31 protein-coding genes are annotated in these 26293 nt (G+C 70.9%); 20 read left to right on the forward strand and 11 right to left on the reverse strand.

The features are described from left to right. Positions 1 to 6 precede the first annotated feature (6 nt). Positions 7 to 2739: a DUF7282 domain-containing protein gene (locus DP107_RS01270; protein ID WP_144260318.1), complete on the reverse strand. Its 2733-nt coding sequence runs from the start codon at positions 2737 to 2739 to the stop codon at positions 7 to 9. Positions 2740 to 2889: 150 nt separating this feature from the next. After that, complete coding sequence (locus DP107_RS01275) at positions 2890 to 3174, reverse strand: DUF357 domain-containing protein (RefSeq protein WP_144260319.1); 285 nt, start codon at positions 3172 to 3174, stop codon at positions 2890 to 2892. 86 nt (positions 3175 to 3260) lie between these two features. On the opposite strand from DP107_RS01275, the gene DP107_RS01280 reads away from it, so the two are divergent. The 4 genes from DP107_RS01280 to idsA3 all read left to right on the forward strand — a co-directional run bounded on the left by DP107_RS01280 (position 3261) and on the right by idsA3 (position 6907). Then, entirely contained in the window at positions 3261 to 3536 is a 276-nt protein-coding gene (locus DP107_RS01280; protein ID WP_144260320.1) for a hypothetical protein, read from the forward strand. A gap of 373 nt (positions 3537 to 3909) precedes the next feature. Further along, on the forward strand, positions 3910 to 5259 hold the full coding sequence (locus tag DP107_RS01285) for a ribonuclease J (protein WP_144260321.1): 1350 nt from the start codon (positions 3910 to 3912) through the stop codon (positions 5257 to 5259). Positions 5260 to 5616: 357 nt separating this feature from the next. Further along, a complete protein-coding gene (locus DP107_RS01290; RefSeq protein WP_144260322.1) occupies positions 5617 to 5808 on the forward strand; it encodes a hypothetical protein in 192 nt (63 codons plus the stop codon). 52 nt (positions 5809 to 5860) lie between these two features. Further along, a complete protein-coding gene (idsA3, locus tag DP107_RS01295; protein ID WP_144260323.1) occupies positions 5861 to 6907 on the forward strand; it encodes a geranylfarnesyl diphosphate synthase in 1047 nt (348 codons plus the stop codon). Positions 6908 to 7101: 194 nt separating this feature from the next. Here the strand turns inward: idsA3 and DP107_RS01300 are convergent, their stop codons facing one another. The 3 genes from DP107_RS01300 to DP107_RS21030 all read right to left on the reverse strand — a co-directional run bounded on the left by DP107_RS01300 (position 7102) and on the right by DP107_RS21030 (position 8796). Next, positions 7102 to 8010: a hypothetical protein gene (locus DP107_RS01300; protein ID WP_144260324.1), complete on the reverse strand. Its 909-nt coding sequence runs from the start codon at positions 8008 to 8010 to the stop codon at positions 7102 to 7104. A 43-nt stretch (positions 8011 to 8053) separates the two neighbouring features. Then, positions 8054 to 8596, reverse strand: coding sequence for a DUF5804 family protein (locus tag DP107_RS01305; RefSeq protein ID WP_144260325.1), 543 nt, complete (start codon positions 8594 to 8596; stop codon positions 8054 to 8056). 65 nt (positions 8597 to 8661) lie between these two features. After that, positions 8662 to 8796, reverse strand: coding sequence for a DUF7128 family protein (locus tag DP107_RS21030; protein ID WP_272949811.1), 135 nt, complete (start codon positions 8794 to 8796; stop codon positions 8662 to 8664). Positions 8797 to 8920: 124 nt separating this feature from the next. Between DP107_RS21030 and DP107_RS01310 the strand changes: the two genes are divergently transcribed. The 6 genes from DP107_RS01310 (at position 8921) to DP107_RS01335 (ending at position 15097) form a co-directional block, all read left to right on the forward strand. After that, positions 8921 to 9886 carry an ABC transporter ATP-binding protein gene (locus tag DP107_RS01310; protein WP_144260326.1) on the forward strand — a complete coding sequence of 322 codons (966 nt, stop codon included), beginning with the start codon at positions 8921 to 8923 and terminating at the stop codon, positions 9884 to 9886. After that, a complete protein-coding gene (locus tag DP107_RS01315; RefSeq protein WP_144260327.1) occupies positions 9883 to 11685 on the forward strand; it encodes a PrsW family glutamic-type intramembrane protease in 1803 nt (600 codons plus the stop codon). Before DP107_RS01310 ends, DP107_RS01315 begins: the two co-directional genes overlap by 4 nt. Positions 11686 to 11824: 139 nt before the next feature. Continuing rightward, a complete protein-coding gene (locus DP107_RS01320; RefSeq protein WP_144260780.1) occupies positions 11825 to 12892 on the forward strand; it encodes an ABC transporter permease in 1068 nt (355 codons plus the stop codon). A 261-nt stretch (positions 12893 to 13153) separates the two neighbouring features. Then, complete coding sequence (locus tag DP107_RS01325) at positions 13154 to 13513, forward strand: 4Fe-4S dicluster domain-containing protein (RefSeq protein WP_144260328.1); 360 nt, start codon at positions 13154 to 13156, stop codon at positions 13511 to 13513. A gap of 139 nt (positions 13514 to 13652) precedes the next feature. Then, positions 13653 to 14384, forward strand: a complete 732-nt coding sequence (locus DP107_RS01330; RefSeq protein ID WP_144260329.1) for a GNAT family N-acetyltransferase — start codon at positions 13653 to 13655, stop codon at positions 14382 to 14384. 44 nt (positions 14385 to 14428) lie between these two features. After that, positions 14429 to 15097 (forward strand): 2,5-diamino-6-(ribosylamino)-4(3H)-pyrimidinone 5'-phosphate reductase, encoded by a 669-nt coding sequence (locus DP107_RS01335; protein ID WP_144260330.1) that lies wholly within the window; start codon positions 14429 to 14431, stop codon positions 15095 to 15097. A gap of 10 nt (positions 15098 to 15107) precedes the next feature. Here the strand turns inward: DP107_RS01335 and DP107_RS01340 are convergent, their stop codons facing one another. Both DP107_RS01340 and DP107_RS01345 read right to left on the reverse strand, forming a co-directional pair. Beyond that, positions 15108 to 15398: a DUF7545 family protein gene (locus DP107_RS01340; RefSeq protein ID WP_144260331.1), complete on the reverse strand. Its 291-nt coding sequence runs from the start codon at positions 15396 to 15398 to the stop codon at positions 15108 to 15110. A 58-nt stretch (positions 15399 to 15456) separates the two neighbouring features. Next, on the reverse strand, positions 15457 to 15723 hold the full coding sequence (locus DP107_RS01345; protein ID WP_144260332.1) for a hypothetical protein: 267 nt from the start codon (positions 15721 to 15723) through the stop codon (positions 15457 to 15459). Between the two features lie 179 nt (positions 15724 to 15902). Here DP107_RS01345 and DP107_RS01350 point away from each other — a divergent pair, with 179 nt between their 5' ends. The 4 genes from DP107_RS01350 (at position 15903) to DP107_RS01365 (ending at position 18699) form a co-directional block, all read left to right on the forward strand. Continuing rightward, entirely contained in the window at positions 15903 to 16580 is a 678-nt protein-coding gene (locus DP107_RS01350) for an SOS response-associated peptidase (protein ID WP_144260781.1), read from the forward strand. An 87-nt stretch (positions 16581 to 16667) separates the two neighbouring features. Beyond that, entirely contained in the window at positions 16668 to 17195 is a 528-nt protein-coding gene (locus DP107_RS01355) for a Mov34/MPN/PAD-1 family protein (RefSeq protein WP_144260333.1), read from the forward strand. Further along, positions 17192 to 17659, forward strand: coding sequence for an adenylyltransferase/cytidyltransferase family protein (locus DP107_RS01360; protein ID WP_144260334.1), 468 nt, complete (start codon positions 17192 to 17194; stop codon positions 17657 to 17659). The genes DP107_RS01355 and DP107_RS01360 overlap by 4 nt, the downstream gene beginning before the upstream one ends. Before the next feature lie 239 nt (positions 17660 to 17898). Then, positions 17899 to 18699 (forward strand): SDR family NAD(P)-dependent oxidoreductase, encoded by an 801-nt coding sequence (locus tag DP107_RS01365; RefSeq protein WP_144260335.1) that lies wholly within the window; start codon positions 17899 to 17901, stop codon positions 18697 to 18699. 10 nt (positions 18700 to 18709) lie between these two features. Here DP107_RS01365 and DP107_RS01370 read toward each other — a convergent pair whose 3' ends face one another. The 4 genes from DP107_RS01370 to DP107_RS01385 all read right to left on the reverse strand — a co-directional run bounded on the left by DP107_RS01370 (position 18710) and on the right by DP107_RS01385 (position 21953). Then, the gene (locus DP107_RS01370) at positions 18710 to 19243 is read right to left on the reverse strand and encodes a DUF7384 family protein (protein ID WP_144260336.1); all 534 of its coding nucleotides are present in this window, start codon (positions 19241 to 19243) and stop codon (positions 18710 to 18712) included. Positions 19244 to 19439: 196 nt separating this feature from the next. Continuing rightward, a complete protein-coding gene (fer, locus tag DP107_RS01375; protein ID WP_144260337.1) occupies positions 19440 to 19829 on the reverse strand; it encodes a ferredoxin Fer in 390 nt (129 codons plus the stop codon). Between the two features lie 88 nt (positions 19830 to 19917). Continuing rightward, positions 19918 to 21120 (reverse strand): inorganic phosphate transporter, encoded by a 1203-nt coding sequence (locus tag DP107_RS01380; protein WP_144260338.1) that lies wholly within the window; start codon positions 21118 to 21120, stop codon positions 19918 to 19920. Positions 21121 to 21308: 188 nt separating this feature from the next. Then, positions 21309 to 21953, reverse strand: a complete 645-nt coding sequence (locus DP107_RS01385) for a hypothetical protein (RefSeq protein WP_144260339.1) — start codon at positions 21951 to 21953, stop codon at positions 21309 to 21311. Positions 21954 to 22047: 94 nt separating this feature from the next. Here DP107_RS01385 and DP107_RS01390 point away from each other — a divergent pair, with 94 nt between their 5' ends. The 6 genes from DP107_RS01390 to DP107_RS01415 all read left to right on the forward strand — a co-directional run bounded on the left by DP107_RS01390 (position 22048) and on the right by DP107_RS01415 (position 26285). Beyond that, entirely contained in the window at positions 22048 to 22320 is a 273-nt protein-coding gene (locus DP107_RS01390) for an eL43 family ribosomal protein (RefSeq protein WP_144260340.1), read from the forward strand. Between the two features lie 3 nt (positions 22321 to 22323). After that, complete coding sequence (locus DP107_RS01395; RefSeq protein WP_144260341.1) at positions 22324 to 22458, forward strand: DNA-directed RNA polymerase subunit P; 135 nt, start codon at positions 22324 to 22326, stop codon at positions 22456 to 22458. Positions 22459 to 22462: 4 nt separating this feature from the next. Continuing rightward, positions 22463 to 22750: a KEOPS complex subunit Pcc1 gene (locus DP107_RS01400; RefSeq protein ID WP_144260342.1), complete on the forward strand. Its 288-nt coding sequence runs from the start codon at positions 22463 to 22465 to the stop codon at positions 22748 to 22750. A 121-nt stretch (positions 22751 to 22871) separates the two neighbouring features. Continuing rightward, positions 22872 to 23279 (forward strand): prefoldin subunit beta, encoded by a 408-nt coding sequence (locus DP107_RS01405; protein WP_144260343.1) that lies wholly within the window; start codon positions 22872 to 22874, stop codon positions 23277 to 23279. A 10-nt stretch (positions 23280 to 23289) separates the two neighbouring features. Further along, a complete protein-coding gene (locus tag DP107_RS01410; RefSeq protein ID WP_144260344.1) occupies positions 23290 to 23565 on the forward strand; it encodes a DUF3194 domain-containing protein in 276 nt (91 codons plus the stop codon). Positions 23566 to 23789: 224 nt separating this feature from the next. After that, complete coding sequence (locus DP107_RS01415; RefSeq protein WP_144260345.1) at positions 23790 to 26285, forward strand: DNA topoisomerase I; 2496 nt, start codon at positions 23790 to 23792, stop codon at positions 26283 to 26285. Positions 26286 to 26293 lie beyond the last annotated feature (8 nt).

Consider the following 26293-nt stretch of genomic DNA (forward strand, 5'->3'; position numbering starts at 1 on the left):
CCGGCTTCAGCTCCGGCGCGCGAGCAGTGCCGCGCCCAGCAGGGCGAGCACCGCGACGACGGCGCCGAACCCGGGCTGTCCGCCCGTCTCGGTGCCGTCGCCGCCGCTCTCCTCGACGGTGACCTGTGCGCCCGCGAGGACGATGTCACCGCCCTCCGTGGTGTACGGTCCGTCGGCGCTGCCCTCGCTGCTGACGAAGTCATACGCCTCGTTGTCGTTCGTGTCCAGATGCGGCATCGCGAAGTACTGACCGGACGCCGAGATGTCGACGTCGACCTCGACGTTCGACGACTGGCCGGCCGCCAGGTAGTCGGACGTCCCGACGACCGAGCCGATGGCATCGTCGCCGACGGTGTCGTCGTGGATGGTCACGAAGCCGCCCTGGGACATCGTGACGGACGCGACCGTCACGCTGTCACCGTCGGTCTCCTGGTCCTCGAAGTCGACCGAGGCGGAGCGGACGGTCAGCGCGGCGGGGTCGAGCACGATCTCGTCGTCGCTCGTCGTGTACGGGGCATCGGCCTCGCCCTCGGAGCTGACGAAGTCGTACGCCTCGTTGCCGTTCGTGTCACGGTGGGGCATCGCGATGATGCTACCCGAGGCCGTGTACGGCTCGTCCAGCGAGACCTCGATGTCGGAGTGGTCGCCGGCTTCGAGGTAGTCGGAGGTGCCCCGGACGGAGCCCAGCGCGTCACCGTCGAGCAGGGTCCCGTCGTGGATGGTCAGGAAGCCGCCCTCGGGCAGGGTGGCGCTCGAGACCGTCACGGAGCCGGCCGCCCCGTTGGCGGTCTGGTTGTTCAGCGTGACCCTCGCGCTCCCCTGTCCCATGCCGGAGACATCGACCATCGCGGGTGCGACGACGATGTCCTTCGCCACGTAGGGGCCGTCGTTAGCCCCCTCACTGGCGACGAAGTCGTACTGCTGGTTGCCGTTCGTGTCCAGATGCGGCATCGCGATGAGCGTGCTCGACTCCTCGAACTCGTCCAGCGCGACCGTCACGTCCTCGTGCGTGCCCGGCCCGAGATACTCGGACGTCCCCCGGACGGAGTCGAAGACCGCACCCTCCAGCAGGCTCGCGTCGTGGATGGTGACGAAGCCGCCGTCGTGGAGCGTCGCGGACTGCACGGTGACGTTGGTGTCGGACGTCGTCTGCGGTTCGAAGCTGACCTGCGAGAGCACGGTCGCCGTCGCCGAGTCGATGACGAGTTCGCCCTCGCTCGTCGTGACGGGGCCGTCGTCGGCCCCCTCGCTGGTGACGAAGTCGTAGCTCTCGTCACCGTCGGTCTCGCGGTGCGCCATCGGAATCACGGTCGTGGACTGTCGCAGCGGGTCGTCCAGCGTGATCGTGACGCTGTCGTAGTAGCCGGCCTCCAGGTACGCGGAGGAGCCCCGGACGCTGCCGGTGACCTCGCCCGCGTTCAGCGAGCTATCGTGGATCGTGACGTAGCCGTCCTCGGAGAGGTCGACGTGGTCGACGGTCACGGTGACCCCGTCGGAGGGCTGGGTGTCGACGTGGAACCCGGCCGCGATGTCCAGCGTCGCCTGGTCGATGACCGCGCCGTTGTCGTCCGTGTAGGGCCCGTCATTGCGGCCCTCACTGCGGACGAAGTCGTACTGCTCGTTGTTGTTCGTGTCCGTGTGCGCCATCGGGACGACAGTCGCGTTGTCGCCCGTGAACGGGTCGTCCAGCACGATGTGGACGGTCTCGTGGTAGCCCGGACCGAGGTACTCCGAGGTGCCCCGGACGGAGCCCAGCGCGTCCTCCGAGACGTTCCCGTCGTGTGCGGTCACGAAGCCGCCGTTCGGCAGGAAGACCTCGTCGACCGTGACGAGGTTCCCACCGCTGACGTCGTCGGCCATCGTGACGTCGGCGGTGTCGGTCAGCACCGCGCTGCCCGCGTCGGTGACGATGGAGCCGTCGGCGTCCGTGTAGGGACCGTCGTCCCCGCCGTCGCTCGTGACGAAGTCGTACGAGCCGTCGTCGTCCGTGTCGCGGTGCGGCATCGCGACGACCGTGTCGTCGTTCTCCAGCGGCTCGTCCAGCGTGATGCGGATGTCGCTGTGAATGCCGGCGTCGAGCTTCTCGCTCGAACCCCGGACGCTCTCGAAGGTCGCCCCGTCGAGGACCGACGAGTCGTGGATGGTGACGAACCCGCCGTTCGCCAGCTCCGTGCGGTCGACCAGGACGGTGGTGCCGTCGGTCGGCTGGTCCGAGATGGACACCGTCGCCGACGCGGTCACGGTCGCGCTGTCGGTGACGATCTCGCCGTCGGCCGTGTAGGGACCGTCGACCTCGGCGTTGCCGGAGACGAACTCGTAGGCGCGGTCACCGTCGGAGTCCCTGTGTGGCATCGCGATAACCGCCGAGTCGTCCCTGATCGGGTCGTTCAGGCGGACGCGCACGTCGCTGTGGTTGCCCGGCGAGAGGTACTGCGAACTCCCGCGGACGCTGGAGAGGACCCCCTCCCCGCCCTCGGCGAGACGCTCGTCGTGGATGGTGACGAACCCGCCGTCGGGGACGTACACCTCCTCGACCGTGACGACCGTTCCACCGCTGGTCTGGTTACTGATGCTCACGCTCGCGACGTGAGTGAGTGCCGTCGATTCCGTCGAAACAGCCGATGCGTCGTCCGATTCCGCGTCGGTCGACGTCGCCCCGACCGCCCCCGTCACGCCGGCGGTCGCCCCAGCGACCACCAGCGCAACGGCGACGACCAGCACGGACATGCGTCGATGCATACACCGGTGCGATGGAGACCCCACATAAAGCGATATTCCGGCTTGTCGCCCCGGTTGGCCCATACTCTCCCCCAATTTGATGGCCCGATTGCCGGTTCCTCCCCCGAGAGGTCCGACGCGGCGGGCCCTCGCCGGCGTAGCGCGGGCAGGTCAGACCGTGAACAGGTCCCCCTCGTCGGGGACCTCGAACAGGCCGATTCGGGCGCCGGCGTCGAGCCAGGCGTGCCCGTACGAGAACGCCGCCAGCGCGTTGACCGGGTCGTCGTCGTCGCGGAAGTGGCGGCCGTCCTCTAGATACGAGCGGGCCATCTCCTCGTACTCGGCGGCGGCGGCCGCGAGCGGCGTCTCCGTCGGGGGGACGGCCTCTGCGGCGGCGAGCGCCTCGGCCAGCAGTCGTTCGTACCGCTCGGTCTTCTCGGCGAGGTCGGCGGGCATACGATGCGTCGGGCCCGGCGCGGGCCTAAGGGTGTCGGCGGCGCGCTGCCGAACCGCTCTTGCCCGGCGGGCGCCTAAGGCGTATGATGTTGCTCTCACTGCTCTCGCTCGTCGCCGGGCTGCCGGGCGCGTTACTCCCGGAACGGACCATCAGGACCGGCGCCCGGTTCGCGCTCGGGCCCGCCTACGAGAACGCCGACGAACTGTCGCCGCGCGGGTGGTACGTCCGGGCGGTCAGGCTCCACTCGGTCGCGCTCGTCGTTACGGGCGTCCTCGGACTGACGCTGGCCGGTCGTGGGGACGACGCGGGGACGGGTGCGCCCGCGACCGAGGGGGCGGAGACGGACGAGACGGCCGACTGAGGGCGGTTACGGCCGCACTCCCGTCGAGGGGCGCCGATCGCCGCGGTGAGGGTTCGAAACCCCGAGTTTTTAATCCCACCTGCCTAACTGTTGGGTAACCGAGCATCGGTCGCCCCGGGAACGCGAGCGGGGGGCGACCGGCAGCGTCGGCGGGACCGGCCCGGGATGGCTCCACATGGGGCCGACCGGGCCCGCCCGCCGACTCGCCGACGGTCGGTACGGCCCGACCACGGCTCCACTCGGAGCCGCTGGACCGGCCACTGGACCCGCGTTCGGGTCCCCTGGCCGGGGGCACCCGCCCGTCGTCGACCGCGCAGCGGCGCGGCCTCGCCGGTCCCTCCCGCCGCCCGGGGCGGCCACTCGGCATAGAACAATGGAAGTTGAAATCGCGACAATCGGCGGGTACGAGGCGGTCGGCCGGCAGATGACTGCCGTGCGGGCCGGCGACGACGTCGTCGTCTTCGACATGGGTCTGAACCTGTCGAAGGTCCTCATTCACGACAACGTCGAGACCGAGCGGATGCATAGCCTGGACCTCATCGACATGGGGGCCATCCCGGACGACCGGGTCATGAGCGACATCGAGGGCGACGTGCAGGCCATCGTGCCCACGCACGGCCACCTCGACCACATCGGCGCCATCTCAAAGCTCGCCCATCGGTACGACGCGCCCATCGTGGCGACGCCGTTCACCATCGAGCTGGTCAAGCAGCAGATCCAGAGCGAGGAGAAGTTCGGCGTCAAGAACGATCTCGTCAAGATGGAGGCCGGCGAGACGATGTCCATCGGCGACAGCGGCAACGTCGATCTGGAGTTCGTCAACGTCACCCACTCCATCATCGACGCCATCAACCCGGTCGTCCACACGCCCGAGGGCGCGGTCGTCTACGGGCTGGACAAGCGGATGGACCACACGCCGGTCATCGGCGACCCCATCGACATGGATCGGTTCCGCGAGATCGGCCGCGAGGGCAACGGGGTCCTCTGCTACATCGAGGACTGCACCAACGCGGGCAGGAAGGGTCGCACGCCCTCGGAGTCGGTGGCGCGGCGCCACCTGAAGGACGCGATGGCATCGATGGAGGATTACGACGGCGGCATCGTCGCCACCACCTTCTCCAGTCACGTCGCCCGGGTCAAGAGTCTCGTCGAGTTCGCCCGCGAGATCGGGCGGCAGCCGGTTCTGCTGGGCCGGTCGATGGAGAAGTACTCCGGCACCGCCGAACGGCTCGGTTTCGTCGACTTCCTCGACGACGTCGGCATGTACGGCCACCGTAACAGCGTGGACCGCACGTTCAAGCGGATCATGAACGAGGGCAAGGAGAACTACCTGCCCGTCGTCACCGGCCACCAGGGCGAGCCCCGCGCGATGCTCACCCGGATGGGCCGCGGCGAGACGCCCTACGAGCTGGACGACGGCGACAAGGTCATCTTCAGCGCCCGGGTCATCCCGGAGCCGACCAACGAGGGCCAGCGCTACCAGTCCGAACAGCTCCTCCGGATGCAGGGCGCACGCATCTACGACGACATCCACGTCTCGGGCCACCTCCGCGAGGAGGGCCACTACGCGATGCTGGACGCCTTGGAGCCACAGAACGTCATCCCGGCCCACCAGAACATGAAGGGGTTCGCGCCGTACGCGGACCTCTGCAAGTCCAAGGGCTACAAGCTCGGCCGTGACCTCCACGTCACGTCCAACGGGAACACGATTCAGCTCACCTGAGGGTGTTCCCCCTCGGGGTTTCTCGCGCCGGCAACCCGCTCGCCGCGAAAAGTCCGAAAACCCCGGCACGCGCGCGGTTCACGCCCTCACGCTGGTGAGCCTGCGCCCACCTCGTCGTCGGGTCACACCCGACTGCGAGAGGGACGGAGCCCCGCCCTGCTTGCGCGGTATGTAGCCTGGGAGTGGTTCCCCGCTTCGTCGGGAACCGGCTGTTTCTAGCTCCCGCGAGCACGGGCTGCGTCCCCGCACCTATCCGTTCGTCATCCGGTCGCAGCCGTCAGATATCCACCACCAGTGATTCCGCGGTCGTTCCCCTCGGGGACTGGATGTAACAGATGAACACACCGCCCCATCCGCGTGGCGCCACCAAGCCGGCCCCCCGGCAGCGTCGTGTCGGTCGTCGGGTTCGTCGCGACGCTGGCGTACGTGACAACCACCGTCGCCGGCCGAGCCGCCGGTGGGACGGTCCCGTTCGCGCCGCTACTGGCGGGGCTGGGCCCGCTGACCCGCTTCCTCGCCGTCTACACGTTCGCCCCCGGTCCGCTGTGAGGGACGTGCCGGGACCCGCGGGGCTTTTGGGCGTCGGCAATGAGCCACCATCATGACCGACCCGGACCGTCGCGACGTGGATGTCGACCGGGCCATCGGCGACCGTCGGGAGCTCGTCAACGACGCCATCGCCACGCAGCTCCCAGTGACGGAGCCCGAGCGGCTGTACGAGGCGTCCCGCTACCTCCTCGACGCCGGCGGGAAGCGGCTGCGCCCCACGATGCTGTTGCTCGTCGCCGAGGCCGTCACCGGCGTGGACGCGCTCGCCGAGGACTACCGCGCGTTCCCCGACTGCGCGGACGGCGAGATCGATGTCATGAGCGCCGCCGTCTCCATCGAGGTCATCCAGTCGTTCACGCTCATCCACGACGACATCATGGACGACGACGACCTCCGACGCGGGGTGCCGGCGGTCCACCAGGAGTTCGACCTCGAGACCGCCATCCTGGCCGGGGACACGCTCTACTCGAAGGCTTTCGAGTACATGCTGGAGACGGGCGCGCCGCCGGAGCGCTCGGTCCGGGCGCTCGACCGGCTGGCCACGACCTGTACGGAGATCTGCGAGGGTCAGGCGTTCGACGTGGAGTTCGAGGGGCGCGCGGAGATCGACAGCGATGAGTACCTCGAGATGGTGGAGCTGAAGACCGCCGTCCTCTACGCCGCCGCGGCGGCCATCCCCGCGGTCCTGCTCGGGGCCGAGGAGGGGGTCGTCGACTCGCTGGCCGGCTACGGCCTCGACGTCGGCCGCGCGTTCCAGATCCAGGACGACCTGCTGGACCTGACGACGCCCTCCGAACGGCTCGGCAAGCAGCGGGGCTCGGATCTCGTCGAGGGGAAGCGGACGCTCGTCACGCTCCACGCACGCGAGCAGGGTATCGACGTGGGGTCCCTGCTCCCCGACGACGTCGACGAGGTCACCGAGGCGCAGGTCGACGAGGCCGTCGCCACGCTGCACGACGCCGGCTCGATCGATTTCGCCCGCGAGACGGCCCAGGACCTCGTCGCCTCGGGGAAAGCCAACCTCGACCCCCTCCCCGACGGGGAACCGAAGGCCCTGCTTGCCGCCATCGCGGACTACCTCGTGGAACGGGACTACTGACCGTCCCGACGAACCGACCGCCGTCCCCGGTTCCACTTCCGCCCCGGTCCCCAAGCCTTGTTATGTGAGGCCTGAATCGCCCGGCGGTTTTCGCCGGGACTCCGCGTTGTATCGGTTATAGACGTATTCCATCGGTTCTGAGACCGACTCCCCGATTGTAACCAGTTTCGAACGGAACCGTCGGCCGTAGTCGACTACTCCGGGCCCGCCGACCCGTCCACGGACTCGGGTCCCCGCGTCGGCTCCCGGAGGCCGGTGTTCTCGCGACCGGTCTGGCGCCGGACCAGGGCCATCGTGGCGGCGTTGAGCGCGAGGCCGGCGGGCGCCGCAGCGAGGGCCCCGAGGAGCAGGCTGGGGAGGCCGGCCGAGAACGCCAGCGCGGAGAGCGGGACCGACACCGCCGCGACGACGGCGGCGTGGGCCAGCGCGAACAGGAGGTAGGCACCCGTCAGGGCGATGTCGAGGCCGTGACGGAAGGCCGCGAGCGGGGCCAGGTCCGCCGCGACGCCGACGTAGACTCCCGGCGTCAGCAGGTAGAGCGCGACCAGCGCGCCGAGGAAGACGGGGACGAGGAGCACCGGGGCGCGCGGCCGGCCGGCACCGAGCACGCCGAAGGCGACGGCCACGATGCCGAGCAGTTCGAGCGCGGCGAACGCGAGCGTCACCGGCGCGTGACGGCGGAGGTTGTCGCGGTGGTCGGTCCCCCGACCCGCGAGGACGTCGTCGATGGCCCCCAGATAGACCGCCGTCAGGAGGCCGACCAGCAGGAGGCCGACGACCGCGACGAGGACGGCGGTGGCCAGCAGCTCCGGCTGGTCGCGGACGGTCCCGAGCGGGGTCCCGAACGCCGTCAGTCCGTCCCGCGACGGTGCGTTGAGGAACGTCCAGAGCCCGGCCACCGGCGCCGGGAGCCCGAAGTTGACCTGGAAGGCGGTGTCGGCCCGGGCGGCGCGCTCGAACTGGCCGGTCGAGGTGAGCCCGGCGAGCAGCGGCACGAGGGCGAGCAGGGGCCGTCGGGCGGTGACGGCGACGCCGGCAGCGAACGCGGCAGTCAGCGAGCCGCCGCGGTCGTCCGTCCCGTCGACCGTGGAGGGTGTCGTCATCGGCCGGTAGTTGCCCGGGACGGGACTTCAACCGGGCGAAGGGTCAAGCGCCGAATTCAGTCTCCGTCACCCTGACGACGACCGTCCCGTCCACGTCCCGGAGGTCGTACGTCGGCAGCTCGGGTCCGGTCCGGGTGACGAACATCGGGTCGACCAGCCGACGGGCCGGGCCGCGTCGGGTCGTGTCGACGCCATCGCCGTCGTCGGCCGCCCCGTCGGGCGCCTGGCTGTCCGTCCCCGTCCCTTCGCCCGCTGTCGCGACGCCGTACACCTTGCAGAAGCGCCCGGACGCCGCGGGCGTGACCGCGTCGTCACGGAGGGCGGTCGCCAGGTCCCGGGAGAGCCACTCGTCCCCGCTGACCGACGGTTCGCGGACGAGCGCCTCGTCGACGAAGCGGACGAGGTACCAGTTCAGGTCGTTCAGGAGGGCGACCGCGGCGCCGAGCGAGACGGTCTCCAGCGCCACGGCGTTGTGGTACGGCTGCCGGAGGTCGTAGGTGGCGAGCGCCTCGCGGGCGGTCTCCCGCGACAGCAGCTCGTACCGGAGATCGATGTCGTCCTCGCCCAGCAGACAGACCCGGGCCATGTCCCGTGGTCCGCGTGGCGCGGCAAAGCGGTTTCGACCGGTGGCCCCGCCACCCCCGGGGCGCGCTACTGGATGTAGGCGGGCTCTTCGGCGTCGCAACGCTCCTCGTGTGCCGCCGCGTCGTCCCGGTCGTCGAACAGGAGGCCACAGGCCTCGCACTCGTACCACGTCTCGCCCTCACGGGTTGTCTCGGCGACCATATCCTGAATCCGACGGCCCGTGGACATAGGCGTTTCTCCGACCCTCGCTGGTGGCGGTCGCGGACGAATCGCGCTGCGGGACTGGGGCTCGGACTTAAATCTCGGCCGCACCTCCGTCCGACGAATGATCGAGGTCCGGGACCTGCGCAAGGAATACGGCGGATTCGTCGCCGTCGAGGGGTCGACGTTCTCCGTCGACGAAGGGGAGGTGTTCGGGGTCATCGGTCCGAACGGCGCCGGCAAGACGACCACGCTGAAGACGCTGGCCGGGCTGCTGGAGCCGACCGACGGCCACGCGGAGGTCGCCGGCTTCGACGCCTCGGACCCGCGGATGCGCCAGCGACTGGGGTTCCTGCCCGAGGAGTCCCCCCTGTACGAGGAGATGACGCCGCTGTCGTACCTCCACTTCTTCGCGGACCTCTACGATGTCGACCGCGCGGTGGCCGAAACCCGCATTCACGACACCCTGGACCGGCTCGACCTGGAGTACCGGGAGCGCCCGCTCGGCGACATGTCCAAGGGGATGAAGCGGAAGGTCGCCATCGCCCGCTCGCTGGTCAACGACCCCGACGTGCTGGTGTACGACGAGCCCGCGTCCGGGCTCGACCCGCTGACGACCAACTACATCATCGACTTCACCCGGGAGCTGGCCGACGACGGGAAGACGGTCGTCTTCTCCGCGCACAACCTCTACCACGTCGAATCGATCTGCGACCGCATCGCCATCATGAACGAGGGCCGCATCGTCGCCCGCGGGAGCGTCGCCGAGCTCCGCGAGCGGTACGGCCGCACCGCGTACCACGTCTACACCTCCGTCCCGGTCGAGGGGTCCGAGCCGGTCGAGGGTCGGGACCGTCACGAACGGACCGTCGAGTCGATGGACGCGGTGGAGGCGACCCGCGAGGCGGCCGAGGCCGCCGGCGGCCGCCTCGTCGACATCCGTACGGAGGACCCGTCGCTGGAGCGGGTCTTCCTCGACCTCGCGGAGGGCGAGAGCGACGCCGAGCGGGCCGTCGCCCGCCGGGCCGAGGAGGGGGACGCGGGCGCCGGTGACGCCGCCCGGGCCGAGCCGCCGGGGGCCGACGAGTGAGGCCGCGGAAGGTCCTCCGCATCGCGCGCTGGGAGGTCACCAAGAACGCCGGCGGTATCGACCGCCGGACCGTCGCCGTCGCAGTCGTCGGGCTCCTGTTCGCGGTCGCGCTGGCGCCTGTCGTCGCCGGCGGCGGCTTCGCGCTCGAGGACGGCATCTACCGGGTCGGCGTCGCCGAGGACAACGTCTACCACCCCGCCGTGGCGAGCGACCCGACGTTCCGGGTCGTCGACCCCGAGCCGGGGCTGGTCGCGGCCGGCGAGGCGGAGGTACTCATCGCCGACGACCGGCTCGTTGCGGCCGACTCGGAGAAGGGCCGGGCCGCGGTGGCCGAACTCCGGACGACGGTCCAGAGGTTCAACGACGCGCGGCTGCGGAACGAGAGCAACGCGTCGGCCGCCTACCCCGTCTTTCCCGTCTCCCTGGAGTACGCCGAGCGGGGCACCGGGACCGTCGGCGGCGACGGCGGCACGGACGGTGGTGCCGACGGTGGCGGGGGCGGTGACGGCGGCGATGGTGGCTCCGACGGCGGCGGCGGAGCGACGGCCACCGACGACGGTGACGGCCCGGGCGTGCCCTCGGGCGGTGGTGGCGGCCAGTTCGGCGTTCCGGGGCTGACGGGCGGGGTCTTCGGCGGCGGCACCAGCGGCGGGTCGCCGTCGGACCTGGCGCCACCGTTCCCCTTCGGCTCGCTCGTCCTCGCCTTCGTCTTCGTCATCCCGCTGAATTTCGTCATCCAGGCGTACGGCTCGTCCGTCCTCGGCGAGCGGCTGAACCGCCGCGGCGAGCTGCTGCTCGTCTCGCCCGTCGCTCCCCGCGAGATCGTCGCGGGCAAGACCCTGCCCTACTTCGCGGGCGCCGCCGCGGTGACGGGCGTCATCGCGCTCGCGGTCGGGGGTGGGGCCCTGTCCGTCGTCGCGGTCTCCGCCCTGGCGCTGCTCTTCCTGAGCGCCGCCTTCGTCGGCGCCATGTTCGCGCGCTCGTTCAAGGAGCTCACCTTCGTCACCGTCGCCATCAGCGTCCTACTGATGACGTTCGCGTTCGTGCCCGCCATCTTCACCGACGTGGGCAGCGTCGCGCTCATCTCGCCGCTGACCCTCGTCGTCCGGGACCTGACCGGCACCGGTGTCGGCGCCGGCGGGCTGGCCTTCGCGTTGCTGCCCACGACGCTCACCGCGCTGCTCCTGTTCGCGCTCGGCACCGGCGTCTACCGCGAGGAGGACATGTTCACCCAGCGACCCGTCCACCTGAAGGCGCTGGACGCGCTGGCGGCCCGTATCGGCGGGACCCGCTCCCTGACGCTCGTCGTCGCGGCGCTCATCCCCTTCGTCTTCGTCGCCGAACTGCTCGCCGTAGCCCTCCTGTTCGCGCTCCCCGGTGGGCTCTCGCTGGTCCTCCTGCTGACCGCCGTCGCGGTCATCGAGGAGCTGGCGAAATCGCTTCCCGTCTACGCGGGCTTCCTCCACGGCCGCTACGAGCGGACCGTCCGGGTCGCCCTGGTCGCGGGCGCGTTCGCCGGCCTCGGCTTCTTCCTCGCCGAGAAGCTGACCCTCATAGTCCAGCTCGTCGGCCTCCCCGAACAGGTGCCCGCCGGGAGCGCCACCTTCCAGACCGGCGCCACCGCCGGACCGCTGGTCGCCGGCGTGCTGCTGCTCGCCCCGCTGGCGCTCCACGTCGTCACCACCTCGCTCTCCGCGCTGGGCGCCACCCGCAGCCGGGACGGTTACGCCCTCGGGCTGACGGCCGCCATCCTCGTCCACATCGTCTACAACCTCTCGGTGGTGGTCTTCCTTGTCTGACCGTCCCGACGGCGGGCGGCGCGGGCGGACGGGGAGCGACGACGGGTCCGGCCCCCGCCGGGCGACCGGCGACGACGGCTTCAGCTCTGGGAGTCGCCCTCTCCGGACCGACGGCGGGCCCGCCGGCGACGAACGGGGGCTGGGCTGGGCGGTGCGCGTCCGCGGCGTCGTCGCCCGGCGCGACCTCACCTCGCTGACCCGGGAGAAGACCATCGTCCTCGCCCTGGCCATCCAGCTGTTCGTGGCCGCGTTCTCCTCCTTCCTCGTCGTCGGCCTCACCTCGCTGTACGACCCGTCGGCGGTCCAGGGCCAGGTCACCGTCGGCGTGACCGGCGACGCGGGCGATGGGCTCGTCGCCGCGACCGCCGGCCAGGACGGGCTCGCGACCGTCCGGTTCGACAGCCGGGAGGCGGCGTCGCAGGCGTTCGACTCCGGCCGCGTCGACGCGCTCGTCCGGGCCGAACACTACACCGACGACGGCGGCACTCGCGTCCGCATCACCGCGACGGCCCCCGCCGAGAGCTTCCGGGGCACGCTCATCGTCGCCCAGCTCCGCGAGGGCCTGGAATCGCTGGAGCGCGGGGAGCGCCAGGCCCGCTCGCAGTATCTCGACGACCCCGTCATCCCGCTCCCGGACGAGGTCGGCGCCAGCCCGTACTTCGGCTTCTCCTACACCGTACTGGTGCCGCTGTTGCTCTTCCTCCCCGTGTTCATCGCCGGCTCCGTCGCGGTGGACGTCGTTACCGAGGAGATCGAACGCGGGACGCTGGAGCTGCTGCAGGTGGCACCGCTCTCGCTGACCGCCATCGTCGACGGGAAGGCCCTCGGCGCCGTGCTGCTCGGCCCGCTCCAGGCGGCCGCCTGGATGGTGCTCCTGACGCTGAACGGCATCGAGATCGCGAACGTCGGCGCGCTGCTGGCCCTCACCGTCGGGTTGGCCCTCGCGCTCGTCGCGGTCGGCATCGGCCTCGGGCTGGTGGTCCGGGAGCGCCAGCGCGCGCAACTGCTCTACTCGCTCGGCATCCTGGGCGCGTTCGCCGCCGCCGCACTGCTCCCCGAACACCCCGCGACCACGGCCGCACTGTTGGCCATCGACTCCCCCGGCCGGCTCTCGTACGTACTGGTCGGCGTCTACCTGGTCATCGGCCTCGGCGTGGCGCTGGGGGTCCGATCGCTCGTCTCGCGGGTCGACGCGGAGGGACTGTGATGTTCCAGTAATCCCCGCTGTTCCGAATCAAGTTGCGCCATATCCGCATTCATCCGAGCGTTATACACTCGATCGAGATTCTCCGGCGGAACGCTCCCCATCGGGGTCCGCCAGGAGTCCCCAGCCGGTCCGAGCGTTCGTGCGTGGTGACTCCGGCGGGGCAGGGGGTCTCCACACCGCCCCGCGCTCGCGCAGGTCCCGACAGCGGAACCGGTCCGTGACGCACGACTCAAGGCCCTGCCGCCAGAAGAGAGAGACGACATGGCCATCGACCCGAACTTCGAGGAGACCCGCGAGCGCGTGGCCGAGCACGAGGGCCACGACGTCTGGGGGCCCGTCGAGGAGCCCGAGGAGCTCGGCATCCACGGCACCCACGTTGCGGTCGATTTCGACATCTGTCTCGCGGACGGCGCCTGCCTGGAGGACTGCCCGGTCGACGTGTTCGAGTGGGTGGACTCGCCGGGCCACCCCGAGAGCGAGCGGAAGGCCGACCCCAACAACGAGTCCGCCTGCATCGACTGCATGCTCTGCGTCGACGTCTGCCCCGTGGACGCCATCGACGTCGACCCCAGCCGGGAGAACCGGATCGGCCCCTCGCCGGATTTCGACGACGCCGACTGACCGGGGCGGCCGGAGGACGGCGAAGCACCGGGCCTTCTCGCGAACCGTCACGACCCCCGGCGGCGCGCGGGGTAGGCGCTCCACGAATCGTGCTCCGCGGTACCATACCACTAAGTGGCCGTACTGGTAATCATCGTTCATGCAGTTCGGAGCGGAGCCGGAGTTCGAGCGCAGCGAGCGACGGGAGATCTACGACCTCATCGAGCGACAGGGGCGGGTCTCGGAGGCGGACGCCCGCCGCCGGCTGGGGATGAGTCGGGAGATGTTCGGCCACCACGTCGCGATGCTGGAGCGCGACGGCATCGTCGAGCGGGCCGACGGAGAACTCCAGCTGTCGTTCGAGGCCGGCGCGGCCGAGGAGCACATCGCCGACGGGACCACGATCCGCATCCGGCCGGCCCGGCAGGAGGACCTCTCCGGCTTGACCGGCGCCATCCGCGAGACCACGGCGACAGCGTCGTACGTCGAGGCCGAGTCCGTCGCCGACGTGGTGGAGACGGAGAACACGCTGTTGCGGCACAACGACGTGGAGACGCGGGTGTTCTTTGTCGCCACCGTCGAGGGTGACGTGGTGGGCTGGACCGGCGTGAAGGGCAACGAGCTGGACAAGCTCGACCATACCGCCGAGCTGACCGTCGGCGTCGTGGATCGGTATCGCGGGCTCGGCATCGGGAGCCACCTCCTCGTCCGCGGGGTCGGCTGGGCCGCCGCCAACGGCTACGAGCGGGTGTACAACTCGATCCCCGCCACGAACGAGGACGCCGTCGAGTTCCTCCGGGCGCACGGCTGGGAACTGGAGGCCACCCGCGAGGACCACTACCGCATCGACGGCGAGTACGTCGACGAGCTCATGCTGGCCGTCGGGGTCTGACACGCCACCGAAACCCGCTTCTCGCCGGCGCCCGCAGGTTCGGTATGCACGTCCATGTGAACGCGGCGACCAGCGTCGACGGGAAGCTCTCCACCCACCGGCGCGAGCAGGTCGCCATCTCCGGCGACGAGGACTTCGCCCGCGTCGACCGCCTCCGTGCCGAGGTCGATGCCGTCGCCGTCGGCGTCGGGACCGTTCTCGCGGACGACCCGTCACTGGTCCGGCACGACGAGAGCCACCGCGAGGCCGAGCGGGGCGACCTGCCGCCGCCGGCCCGGGTCGTCGTCGACTCGCGGGGTCGCACGCCGCTGGACGCCTCGATACTCGACGGCGGGCCGACCACCTACCTGCTCGCCGCCGACGCGCTGTCCACGGAACGCGAGCGGGCACTGAGCGGGGCGGGGGCGACCGTCCTCCGGACCGGCGGCGCGTCGGACTCCGACCGCGTCGACATCGAGGCGGGGTTGTCGGCCCTCGCGGACCACGGCGTCGAGCGGTTGCTGGTCGAGGGGGGCGGCGAACTCATCTTCTCGCTGTTCGACGCCGGACTGGTCGACCGACTCACCCTCTACGTCGGCTCGATGGTCGTCGGCGGACGTGACGCCCCGACCCTGGCGGACGGCGCGGGGTTCGTCGAGGGGTTCCCGGCGCTGTCGCTGGCGGGTGTCGAACAGGTGGACGACGGCGTACTGCTGCGCTACGACGTGCCGTAGCGCGGTCGACTCAGTGGTCGTGGCCGGTCAGTTCGCCGTACGTGGCGCCGAAGCGGTCCTCGAACAGGTCCATCGTCGTCGCCTCGATGGACTCCAGTTCGGGGTCGACCCCACCCTCCGCGTGGTGGACGGTGGCGTGGATGCGCTGGGCGCAGCCGAACATGGCCAGGTCGCCGACGACCTCGGAGGCGGACTCGCCGTCCTCCGCGAGCATCTCGACGAGTTGTGTCGGGAGCGTGACCTCGTCGGTGCCGTCCGGGCCGTCGATGGTGAGCGTGACCGCGTCGTTATCTGCTGCCATGGCTCTTGATTGCGCGGCCCGCAGTATGACTCTGGCGGGTGGCCCGGCGGCCCCGTGACTACGCGTCGGGGGCCTCGGGCGGCTCGACGAACTCGAACCCCACCTCCGGTCGCCCGGTCGGGTCGTCGATCGCGACGACCGAGGCCTCGAGCTCCAGCTCCCGGGCCCGCTGGAACACCGCTTCCGGGATGGGGCGGACGGTCTCGCCGGTCCCGCCCACGACGATGACATCGTAGCTCCCGGTCCGACCGACCTCGCAGTCGTACTCCGTGGCGACCGCACGTAACTCCGCGATGACCTCGTCGACCTGCTCCGAGTAGCTCATACGACGGCCTACACCTCGTCGCACATGTGCCCGTCGACCGCCGGCCGTCGCCGGACACCACGGAGGGTTCGGGGGCCGCATCCGCGACCGACGGCGAGCCGGGCGAGTGGCGCGCTCCCCGCGATACCGGGGACCCGGACGCCGACAGACCCACCATCCGGGCGCTCCTGGGTCCGGGTATGTGCGGTCGCACCTCGCTGTTCGCGACGCTGGAGGAGCTGGAGGCTCGCCTGGACGCCACCCACGCGGCCCCCGGGACGTACGACCCCCGCTACAACATCGCCCCGCAGGAGCCCATGGAGGTGGTGACGGGCGCCGACCCGGGAACCGTCGAGCGCCAGCACTGGGGCCTGCTGCCGGAGTGGGCCGACGGCCCCGGGGACGGCCTCATCAACGCCCGCGCCGAAACCGTCGCGGAGAAGCCCGCCTTCCGCGAGTCCTGGACCGAGCGCCCGTGTCTGGTCCCCTCCTCCGGCTTCTACGAGTGGCAGGCCACCCCCCACGGGAAGGAACCCCATCGCGTCCACCGCCCGGACGACCTCATGCTGCTGGGGGGTATCTGGCGCGAGTGGACCGGCGACGACCGGACGCTCCGGAGCGTGACGATACTGACCACCGAGCCGAACGACCTGATGGCCGAGCTCCACGACCGGATGCCGGTGCTGCTGCGCCCCGGGGAGGAGGCGACATGGCTCCACGGCGGCCCCGAGGCGCGCGCGGCGCTGTGCCGGCCCTACCCCGACGACGACCTGGAGGCCTACAGGATCGGGACGGCCGTCAACGACCCGTCGAACGACCATCCGGGCATCGTCGAGCGGGACACCACCGAGCAGTCCGGGCTCGGCGAGTTCGTCTGACCCCGTCGCCGCGCCCGCCACGACTCGGACGGGCGGCCGGTCGGGCCCATCGAAACGCCTAATCCCCGCCCGACCCCATCTCGTCGTATGCGACTGTTCCGGTCGAGCGGCGTCATCGGCATCGCCGAGGCCGCCCTCGAGTTCGCCTTGGAGGCGTCCGAGGACGCCCACCCGAACGAGTATATGGGCTTCATGCGCGGCGAGGACGCCCAGCGGCTCGGCCTCGACCGGGACGGCACCGTCATCACCGACGTCCTGGTCATCCCCGGGACCGAGACCAACCCCACCAGCGCGACGGTCCAGGAGTACATGGTCCCGAACGACACGCGAGCGGCCGGCTCCGTCCACTCCCATCCCAACGGCGTGCTCCAGCCGTCCGACGCCGACCTCATGACGTTCGGCAAGGGGGAGGTCCACGTCATCATCGGCTACCCATACGGGCGCCGCGACTGGCAGGCGTTCGACCGCCAGGGCGAGCCCCGCGACCTGGAGGTGTTCGACGTCGAACTGCCCGAGCAGGAGGAGTTCTTCGACTTCACACAGGCCGACATCGACGCCGAGTTGCGCGAGGAGTCGGGCGACCGCGAGGACCGGTTCAGGGGGGACCGCGCGTGAGCGGCGGCCCCGAGGACCGGGACGACACCCCGTCGTACGACCGTGTCGTCGCGCAGGGCACCTTCGACGTGCTCCACCCCGGCCACCTCCACTACCTCCGGGAGGCCGCCACCCTCGGCCGCGAGGTCCACGTCATCATCGCCCGTCGGGAGAACGTGACCCACAAGCAGCCCCCCGTGCTCTCCGACGAGCAGCGCCGCGAGATGGTCGACGCGCTGGCCCCCGTGACGGAGGCCCATCTCGGCCACTTGGATGACTTCTTCATCCCCATCGAGCGCATCGGCCCCGACTGCATCCTGCTGGGCCACGACCAGCACCACGACGCGGACGGCGTCCGCGGGGCACTGGACGCGCGGGGGCTTGACTGCGACGTCCGGCGGGCGACCGGCCGGGAGCGGGGGTTCGAGGACGAACTGCTGTCGACGGGCCGTATCGTCGACCGCATCTGTGAGGAGCGATGCTGAGGGAGCCCGTATCAGCGGATATCGCGGACGGTGACGGCTATCCGCGCGATAGCCGTCGTATCAGGTCAGCAATCCGCTCGAATGTCACCTATACAGAATCTCGCTACATGGGTGCGACCACGACCCCGACAACGCCTCCCGTCACTGTCGGGGTGTGAGAGCGCGAGGGACCGGAGCAGGAACCCACCGTCGACCTCGAAGGGCCGGAACTATACCGCCGGCCACACGCAACGGGGCACATGCCACACGGAACCGCGCTCGTCACGGGGGCCTCGGCCGGCATCGGCCGCGCGCTCGCCGGGGAGTTCGCTCGGAACGGGTACGACCTCGTCCTCGTCGCACGCCGCGAGGGGGAGCTCCGGGAGGCCGCCGAGGAGTTCGAGGCCAACGGCGTCACCGCCCACGTCGTCCCGACCGACCTCGGCAGCCGCGGGGACCGCGAGGCACTCTACGAGGCGGTCGTCGAGGAGCGGGACATCGAGGTGGACACGCTGGTCAACAACGTCGGCATCGGCACGCAGGGCAAGTACACCGAGGTCGACCTCGACCGGGACCTGCTGCAGATCGAGCTCAACGTCACCACGCCGTCGCACCTGACGAAGCTGTTCGGCGCGGATATGGTCGAGCGGGGCGACGGGCGGGTCCTCAACGTCGCCTCCTCGGCGGCGTTCCAGCCCGGGCCGTTCATGGCCGTCTACTACGCCAGCAAGGCGTACCTGCTCTCGTTCTCCGAGGCGCTCCACGAGGAGCTCGCGTCGGACGGCGTCACCGTGACCGCGCTCTGTCCGGGGCCGGTCGCGACGGAGTTCCAGGAGCGCGCGGGGAACGAGGGCGCCCCCATAGGGAACCCGGAAGCGGAGGGGCTGCTGGCCCCGAACTGGCAGGCGGCCGACGACGTCGCCCGCGCGGGCTACGAGGGCCTCCACGACGGCGAGGCCGTCGTCGTGACGGGGACGGACCTGAAGCTGCTCACCCGGCTGGTGCCGCTGCTGCCGCGGTCGACCGTGCGGAAGCTGTCCCGCAGCCTGAACGAGGGCTGAGCCCGGGACGTCACGCGCGGGGGTCGCGGTCCGGCCCCGGGTAGTCCTCCGGAGCGGCGTCGTGGACGGCGGCCCACAGCGCGGGCGCGTCGAACACCTGCACGAACGCGCGGGGATGGCGGACGGAGGCGTCGAGGTGGTCGCGGAGGCTGGCACCCGCGCCGGCGCTCGTCAGCGACGGATCGAGCGTGAGCACGTGCGCGGCGGGGCCGGCGTGGGCGGCCACGAGCGCGGGATGTCCGTCGGCCGTCCCCTCGACGACGGTGGCCCACCGCGCGACGCGCTCGCGCCAGTCCGCGGCCAGGTCGGGGTCCGCGAGGTCGGCGACGACGGCCGCGGCGTCGTCGAGCAGCGGCTCGGTCGCGACGAGCGTCGTCCACGAGTGCGCGCGGAGCGCATCGAGCGCCGTGCGGGCCGCGGCAGCGTCGTCGAGGCGGTCGTCCCCGCTGCCGAGGTCGGCGTCGGCCGGGCCGCCACACAGCAGGTCCGCGGCGAGCACGTCGGCGTCGGCCACGACGCTCGCGGGGCTCGGGCGGGCGCTCACGTGTCCGCCTCCCGGCGGTCGGCCAGGGCCTCGCGGATGACCCGGACGTCCGTCTCGTGGGCGGCTGCGCGGTCGAAGAGGGCGCTCCAGTCCATATGTGCAAGAGGGGACGAACCGGCTAAAACGCGGGGGTTCCGACCGAGGGGAGCGGCACGGCTACCGGCCGTGATGAACGGGAGAAACGGCTGAGAGCGGCTTAGATGACGCGGTTCTGGAGGTAGTCCAGGTGCTTCGCGTTGTAGACGATCTGTACCGTCTCGGCGGCCGGCGAGCCGATGCAGGTCAAGCGGACGTTCTTGTCCTCGACCTCCTCGTCCGAGAGGATCTGTTGCATGTCCATGTCGATCTCGCCCTCCGTGACGATGGCGGCGCAGTTCGCGCACGCCCCGGCACGGCACGAGAACGGCCAGTCATAGCCCTGGGCCTCGGCGGCCTCGAGGATGTACTCGCCCTCGTTCACGTCCAGTTCGCCGTAGTCCTCGCCGTCGAGGTCCATGTCCGCGGCCTCGCTGAAAACGGGGTCGTCGTACATATCCCAGCCGTTGTCTTCGACGACCTCGTAGTTGAGGTATTCTACTGTAGGCATCACTGGATGATACGGGTTCCCCGACCTTCAAAGCTACTGTTAGGCGCCCCTAAACCGGAAATCCCGGCGCGACGGAGGCGTGGCCGCCTCAGAACACGGGGACGTACTCGAACAGGAGATAGGAGGCCAGCGCGGAGATACTCGGAGTGAGGATCCAGAGGACGATGACCCGGCCGGTCGTGGCGGGGTCGAACAGTTCGGTCGCGGCCAGCGCGTCCGGGTCCTCCTCGCCGATGGGTCGGACCGAGCGGTCGTCGCCGGGCGCGCCGCCAGGACCCGTGCCGTCGGCCGCGAGCGCATCCACCCGCGCCTCGGCGGTGGGCTCCTCCCCAGCCATCGCTGCGCCGGCGGCCTCGGGGAGCGTCGTCGTTCGGGTCGCCCGACCCCAGCCCAGCCCGACGATGGACATGGTCGCCGACACCGCCAGCGAGGCCGGGATGCCGATGGCGGACAGGAAGGTGATGAGCGACGCCGCCACCACCTCGACGATGAGCGCGGCCAGCAGCGGCAGGTCGGTCAGGTCGTTCCCGACGGTGTCGAGCGTGCGCCGGGCGATGGTGAACGCGCCGATGCCGATGGCGCCGCCGGCGAGGAGCACCCCCTGGTTCGGGTCGATGGCCCCGCTCCCGACCAGCGGCGCGACCGCGTTAGCGACGTTCGAGGCCCCCGCGGAGAACGCCATATAGCAGCCGATGCCGACGACGAGGACGACGCCGGCGACGTCCCGGAGTTCGGCATCCGGCGCCGGTGCCGGGTACGGGACCGGTCCGGCGTGTCGGCGCTCGACGATGCCGTCCGCCGAACCCAGCGGGAGCTTCGCGTCCAGATAGGGGTAGAGGTAGCGCCCGATGACCGCACAGACCCAGAACGCCGCGATGGGGGCGACCAGCCACCAGGAGACGATGCGGCCCATCACCTCCCAGACGATGGTGTCGGTGGCGACCCCCAGCCCCGCGATGGCGCCGACGGCGGTCATCGAGGTGGAGGCAGGCACGCCGAAGAGGTTCGACACCAGGAGCGCCAACCCGACGAAGAAGAGGACAGCGACCGAGGCCGCCAGCGTGAACTGCGACGACGGGACGATCTCCCCGCCCATCGTCCGGATGACGTTCTTCCCGACGGTGTAGCCGCCGAGCAGCGCAAACCCGGTCATCAGGCCGGCCGCGGCGAGTTTCGTGACCGTCCCGCTCCCGACGGCCGGACCGAAGGCGACCCCCGTCGACGAACCGCCGATATTGAAGCCGACGAAGACCGCGACGAGCAGTCCGACGAGGAGCAGCGGCGTCAGCACGGGTAGCGGTTGGATACCGGACCAGTTAAACGGTACTCCTCGCGTCCCCGGCCGCCAGCGAGCGCGGGGCGACGGGTCCGCCCGTATCTCGTCTGAGACAGCTCCACGACATATATTACACGTACCGACCGCCAATATCTCGTATTGTCCGTATATCGTGTGCATTTTCTCGAAAGTTCGGGCGTCACTCAGGCACCACCCATCGCGACCGCCAGCACGAGTCCCGTCGCGATGACGGGGACCAGCGGTGCACCGGAGCCGAGTCGGCGCTGTAGTCCGCTCGCCGCGACGGTCAACGGGACGACGTGGGCGGTCCCGAGCAGCAGGACGGGCCAGACGCCGGCGACGGTCACGCCGCCGACGAGGACGGCCGTCTCGCAGGCCGCGGCCGCCAGCCAGAGGCGGCCATCGCGCCCGGTCCGCCGGACGGCCAGCCAGGTGCCGAGGTAGCCGGTCGCGCCCGCGAGCGCCCACGCCACCCAGTACGTCTGCGGGGGGAGCCACCCGGATAACGCCGCCACCGTCGCCACGGACGCCAGGCCGTTCGCCGGGGCCCACGAGCCGAACGGGCGGGCGAACCGGACCGCGTCCGGCGTCGCCAGCAACCCGACACCGATCATCAGGGCGACGAGCGGCACCCAGGCGACGGTGGCCAGGAGGGCGGGGTCGAGCGGACCCGCTACTCCGGGCCGGACGGTCAGTACCGCCGTCACTCCCCACCCCATCGCGCCGACGGCCGCACCCAGCCCGAGGAACCCGCGGCCGGGGACCGACCCGGTGGTCGGTATCGCCTGTCGGAGTCGTTCGGATCTCGGCGTCCCTCCGGAGGCCACGGCGACGGCTCCGGACGCCGCGGACAAAGCCCTCCCGATGGCCGCCCCGGAACTCGCAGGGCTTATCAGGGGCAGGGGCGGACTGGCTGACACTATGGCCAAGAGCAAGACGGGCAGTGCGGGCCGCTTCGGCGCCCGCTACGGGCGTGTCTCCCGGCGGCGTGTCGCCGAGATCGAGGACGACATGCGCAACTCCACCCGGAACGGCAACGACGTCAAGCGCGTCGGAACCGGTATCTGGGTCGACGAGGAGACCGGCGAGAAGTTCACCGGCGGCGCCTACCGCGCCCAGACCCCCGCGGGCAGGACCGTCCAGCGCTCCATCCGTGCGGCCCTGTCCAGCGGCGAGGACACCAACGGCGAGTAACGTATGAGCTACAAGTGCTCCCGCTGCAAGCGCGATGTCGAACTCGACGAGTACGGCGGCGTCCGCTGTCCGTACTGCGGCCACCGCGTCCTGTTGAAGGAGCGGAGCCGCGACATCAAGGAGATCGACGTCCACTGACCGCGTGCCGACCGACGACGCCGGCGACCGACACGACGACCGGTTCCCCCACGAGGCCGTTCTCGAACTCCCGTACGACGACCCCGAAGCGGCCACACTGGTCGCGACCAGCCTCCGTCAGGACCTCGACCGTATCGACGGCGACCGGAGCACCGCGGCCGTGGCGTGCGAGACCGACACGGTCCGCGTCACCGTTCGGGCGGCCGACCTGACGGCACTGCGGGCCGGGCTGAACACCTGGGGCTCGCTGGTCGACGTGGCCGACCGGACGCGGCGAGCGGCGCTTGGCTGACCCCTGCCGGACCGGCCCGGCCGACGGCCGCCACAGCCGGCGAGATGGAGAACGGGCAGTTTCACTCGGGACTCGACCTGTAAAGCGGGGGTTTTTCACGGGCGAACCCGACCTCGGTTGTATGCAGGGTAACCTTCCGCCGGAGGCCCAGGAGAAGCTAGAGGAACTACAGGACCTCCAAGAGACCGCACAGCAGGTCGCGGCCCAGAAGCAGCAGGCCGAAACCACCCTCCGGGAGTCCGAGAACGCCCTCGAGGCGCTCGACGACGCCGAGGAGGACACGGAGATCTACCGGGAGGTGGGCGAACTCCTCGTCAAGAGCGAGTACAGCGAGGCCTACGAGGAGCTCGAGGAGAAGGTCGACTCCCTGGAGATTCGCGTCGACACCCTCGAGAAGCAGGAGGAGCGGGTCCGGGAGCAGTTCGAGGAGCTCCAGGAGGAGCTCCAAGAGATGCTCCAGGGCGCCGGCGGCCCCGGCGGTGGTGGTGGCCCGATGGGACCGGGCGGCCCGGGCGCCGGCGGCGACTGAACGCCCGACAGTGACCGACGCTTCCTCGAGTGCTACCGACCCCAGCGACGAGACCGTCGTCAACACGGCCTCCGAGGCCGCCGAGGGGTTCGTTCTCTCCCGGTTCAAGCAGTCGAACGTCACCGACCTCGACGTGACCGTCACGTTCGAGGACGGTGTGCTGGAGGTGGACGTCTACCTCAACGCGCCGGATGCCGACGCGGACCTCGACCCCGAGCAGGTGGCCGACGACGCTGCACTCGCCGGGCAGGCCGCCGTCGACGAGCTGTTCGCCGAGTACGAGTGACGCTCGGCTGCCGGGCGGACGGCGCCCGGCACCGGCTCCGACTCCGAGGTCGTCCGCACAGGCGGCCGCGCTCACCCGCACCCGCGAGCCGCGACCACGAGCCCGCCCGTGACCGGGCGCACGCCCGCGCTGTCCGGCGATTCCTGCCCGAAACGTTTAGCAACGGGTAGAGGTTACGGGGTGATGATGACCGACTCCGAGCCGGGCGCGAGAGGTGACCGCGCGTGGAGCTGATCGTCACGGAGAAGGACAACGCCGCGCGCCGTATCGCGGACATCCTCAGCGATGGCTCCGCCGGGACCGACCGGCGCAACGGCGTCAACGTCTACCGATGGGACGGCGGCGGGACCGTCTGCGTCGGGCTGTCGGGCCACGTCGTCGGCGTCGACTTCCCGCCCGAGTACGACGACTGGCGGGACGTCCAGCCGGTCGAACTCCTGGAGGCCGACATCGAGAAGCGGGCCACGCAGGAGAACATCGTCCGGACGCTCCAGTCGCTCGCCCGCGAGGCCGACCGCGCCGTCATCGCGACGGACTACGACCGCGAGGGGGAGCTCATCGGGAAGGAGGCCTACGAGCTCATCGAGGAAGCCGCGGCCATCCCGATCGAGCGAGTGCGCTTTTCCTCCATCACCGAGCGGGAGGTGACGGAGGCGTTCGCGAACCCGGACGAGCTGGACTTCGACCTGGCGGCCGCCGGCGAGGCCCGGCAGATAATCGACCTGCTGTGGGGCGCGGCGCTGACGCGGTTCCTCTCGCTGTCGGCGGGCCAGCTCGGCGAGGACTTCATCTCCGTCGGCCGGGTCCAGAGCCCCACGCTCAAGCTCATCGTCGACCGCGAGCGCGAGATCCAGGCGTTCGACCCGGACGACTACTGGGAGCTGTTCACCACCCTCCGCGCCGACGGGGTCGACTTCGAGGGCCAGTACTTCTACGAGGACGAGGGCACGGAGAACGAGCGCGTCTGGAACGAGGCCGACGCCGACGACGCCCACGCCCGGCTCACCTCGGCCGACCGCGCCACCGTCACGGGCGTCCGGCGGCGGACTCGGAGCGACGACCCGCCAGCGCCGTTCAACACGACGCAGTTCATCAGCGCGGCGAGCTCGCTGGGCTACGGCGCGGGCCGCGCGATGAGCATCGCCGAGGAGCTGTACACCGCGGGCTACATCACCTACCCCCGGACCGACAACACGGTCTACCCGGAGGACCTGAACCCCGAGGCGCTGCTGGCGACGCTGGCCGACACGGGCGCCTTCGGTGAGGACGCTGCCTCGCTGCTGGACGACGGCGAGGTCGAGCCCACCCGCGGCGACACCGAGACGACCGACCACCCGCCCATCCACCCGACCGGGGAGGTCCCGGGAAGGGCCGACCTGGGCGACGACGAGTGGGCGGTGTACGAGCTCGTCGTCCGGCGGTTCCTCGCGACCTGCGCCGAGCCGGCCGAGTGGGAGTACCTCCGCGTCACCGCCGAGGCGAACGACTGCCAGCTGAAGGCCAACGGGAAGCGCCTGCTCGACCCCGGCTATCTGGCCGTCTACCCGTACGTCTCCTCGGACGAGACCCTCGTCCCGGACGTGGACGAGGGGTCGGAGCTCGCCCTGGCCGACACGCGGCTGGAGGCCAAACAGACCCAGCCCCCGCGCCGGCGCGGCCAGTCCCGGCTCATCGAGGAGCTAGAGGCCCGGGGGGTTGGCACGAAGTCGACGCGGCACAACACCATCGAGAAGCTGTACGATCGGGGCTACATCGAGAACGACCCACCGCGGCCGACACGGCTGGCGATGGCGGTCGTGGAGGCCGCGGAGGCGTTCGCCGAGCAGGTCGTCGACGAGGAGATGACCCGACAGCTGGAGCAGGACATGACCGCCATCGCGGACGGGGAGGCGACCCTGGACGACGTGACCGACGAGTCCCGGGCGATGCTCGGCCGGGTGTTCGACGAACTCCACGACTCCCGGGAGGCCGTCGGCGAGCAGCTCCGCGAGGCGCTGAAGGACGACAAGCGGCTTGGACCCTGCCCCGAATGCGGCGAGACGCTCATCGTCCGGCGGTCGCGCCGGGGCTCGTACTTCGTCGGTTGCGAGGGGTTCCCCGAGTGCGAGAACACCTACCAGCTCCCCTCGAACGGGGAGCCGACGGTGATGACCGACTCCTGCGAGGAGCACGGCCTCCGCCACGTGAAGATGCTGGCCGGGCGGAGCACGTTCGTCCACGGCTGCCCCGTCTGCAAGGCCGAGGCGGCCGCGGCCCACGAGGACGAGGTCATCGGGGACTGCCCGGGGTGCGGGGAGGCACACGGCGGCGACCTCGCCGTCAAACAGCTCCAGAGCGGGAGCCGGCTGGTCGGCTGCACGCGCTACCCGGACTGTGACTACTCGCTGCCGCTCCCCCGGCGCGGGGACATCGAGGTGCTCGAGGAGCGCTGCCCGGAGCACGACCTGCCCGACCTCGTCGTCCACGACGGCGACGACGACCCCTGGGAGCTGGGGTGTCCCATCTGCAACTACGAGGAGTTCCAAGAGCGCCGGGCCACCCGCGACCTAGACGACCTCGACGGCGTGGGCGAGAAGACGGCCGCGAAGCTGGCCGAGGCGGATATCGAGTCGCTGTCGGACCTGGAGGCGGCCGACCCGGAGGGCGTCGCGGACCGGGTATCCGGCGTCAGCGCCGACCGCGTCCGGGACTGGCAGGACCAGGTCGAGGGCGCGAGCTGAGGCGCCGG

The organism is Haloglomus irregulare (assembly GCF_007421925.1).
GTDB classification, from domain to species: Archaea; Halobacteriota; Halobacteria; order Halobacteriales; family Haloarculaceae; genus Haloglomus; species Haloglomus irregulare.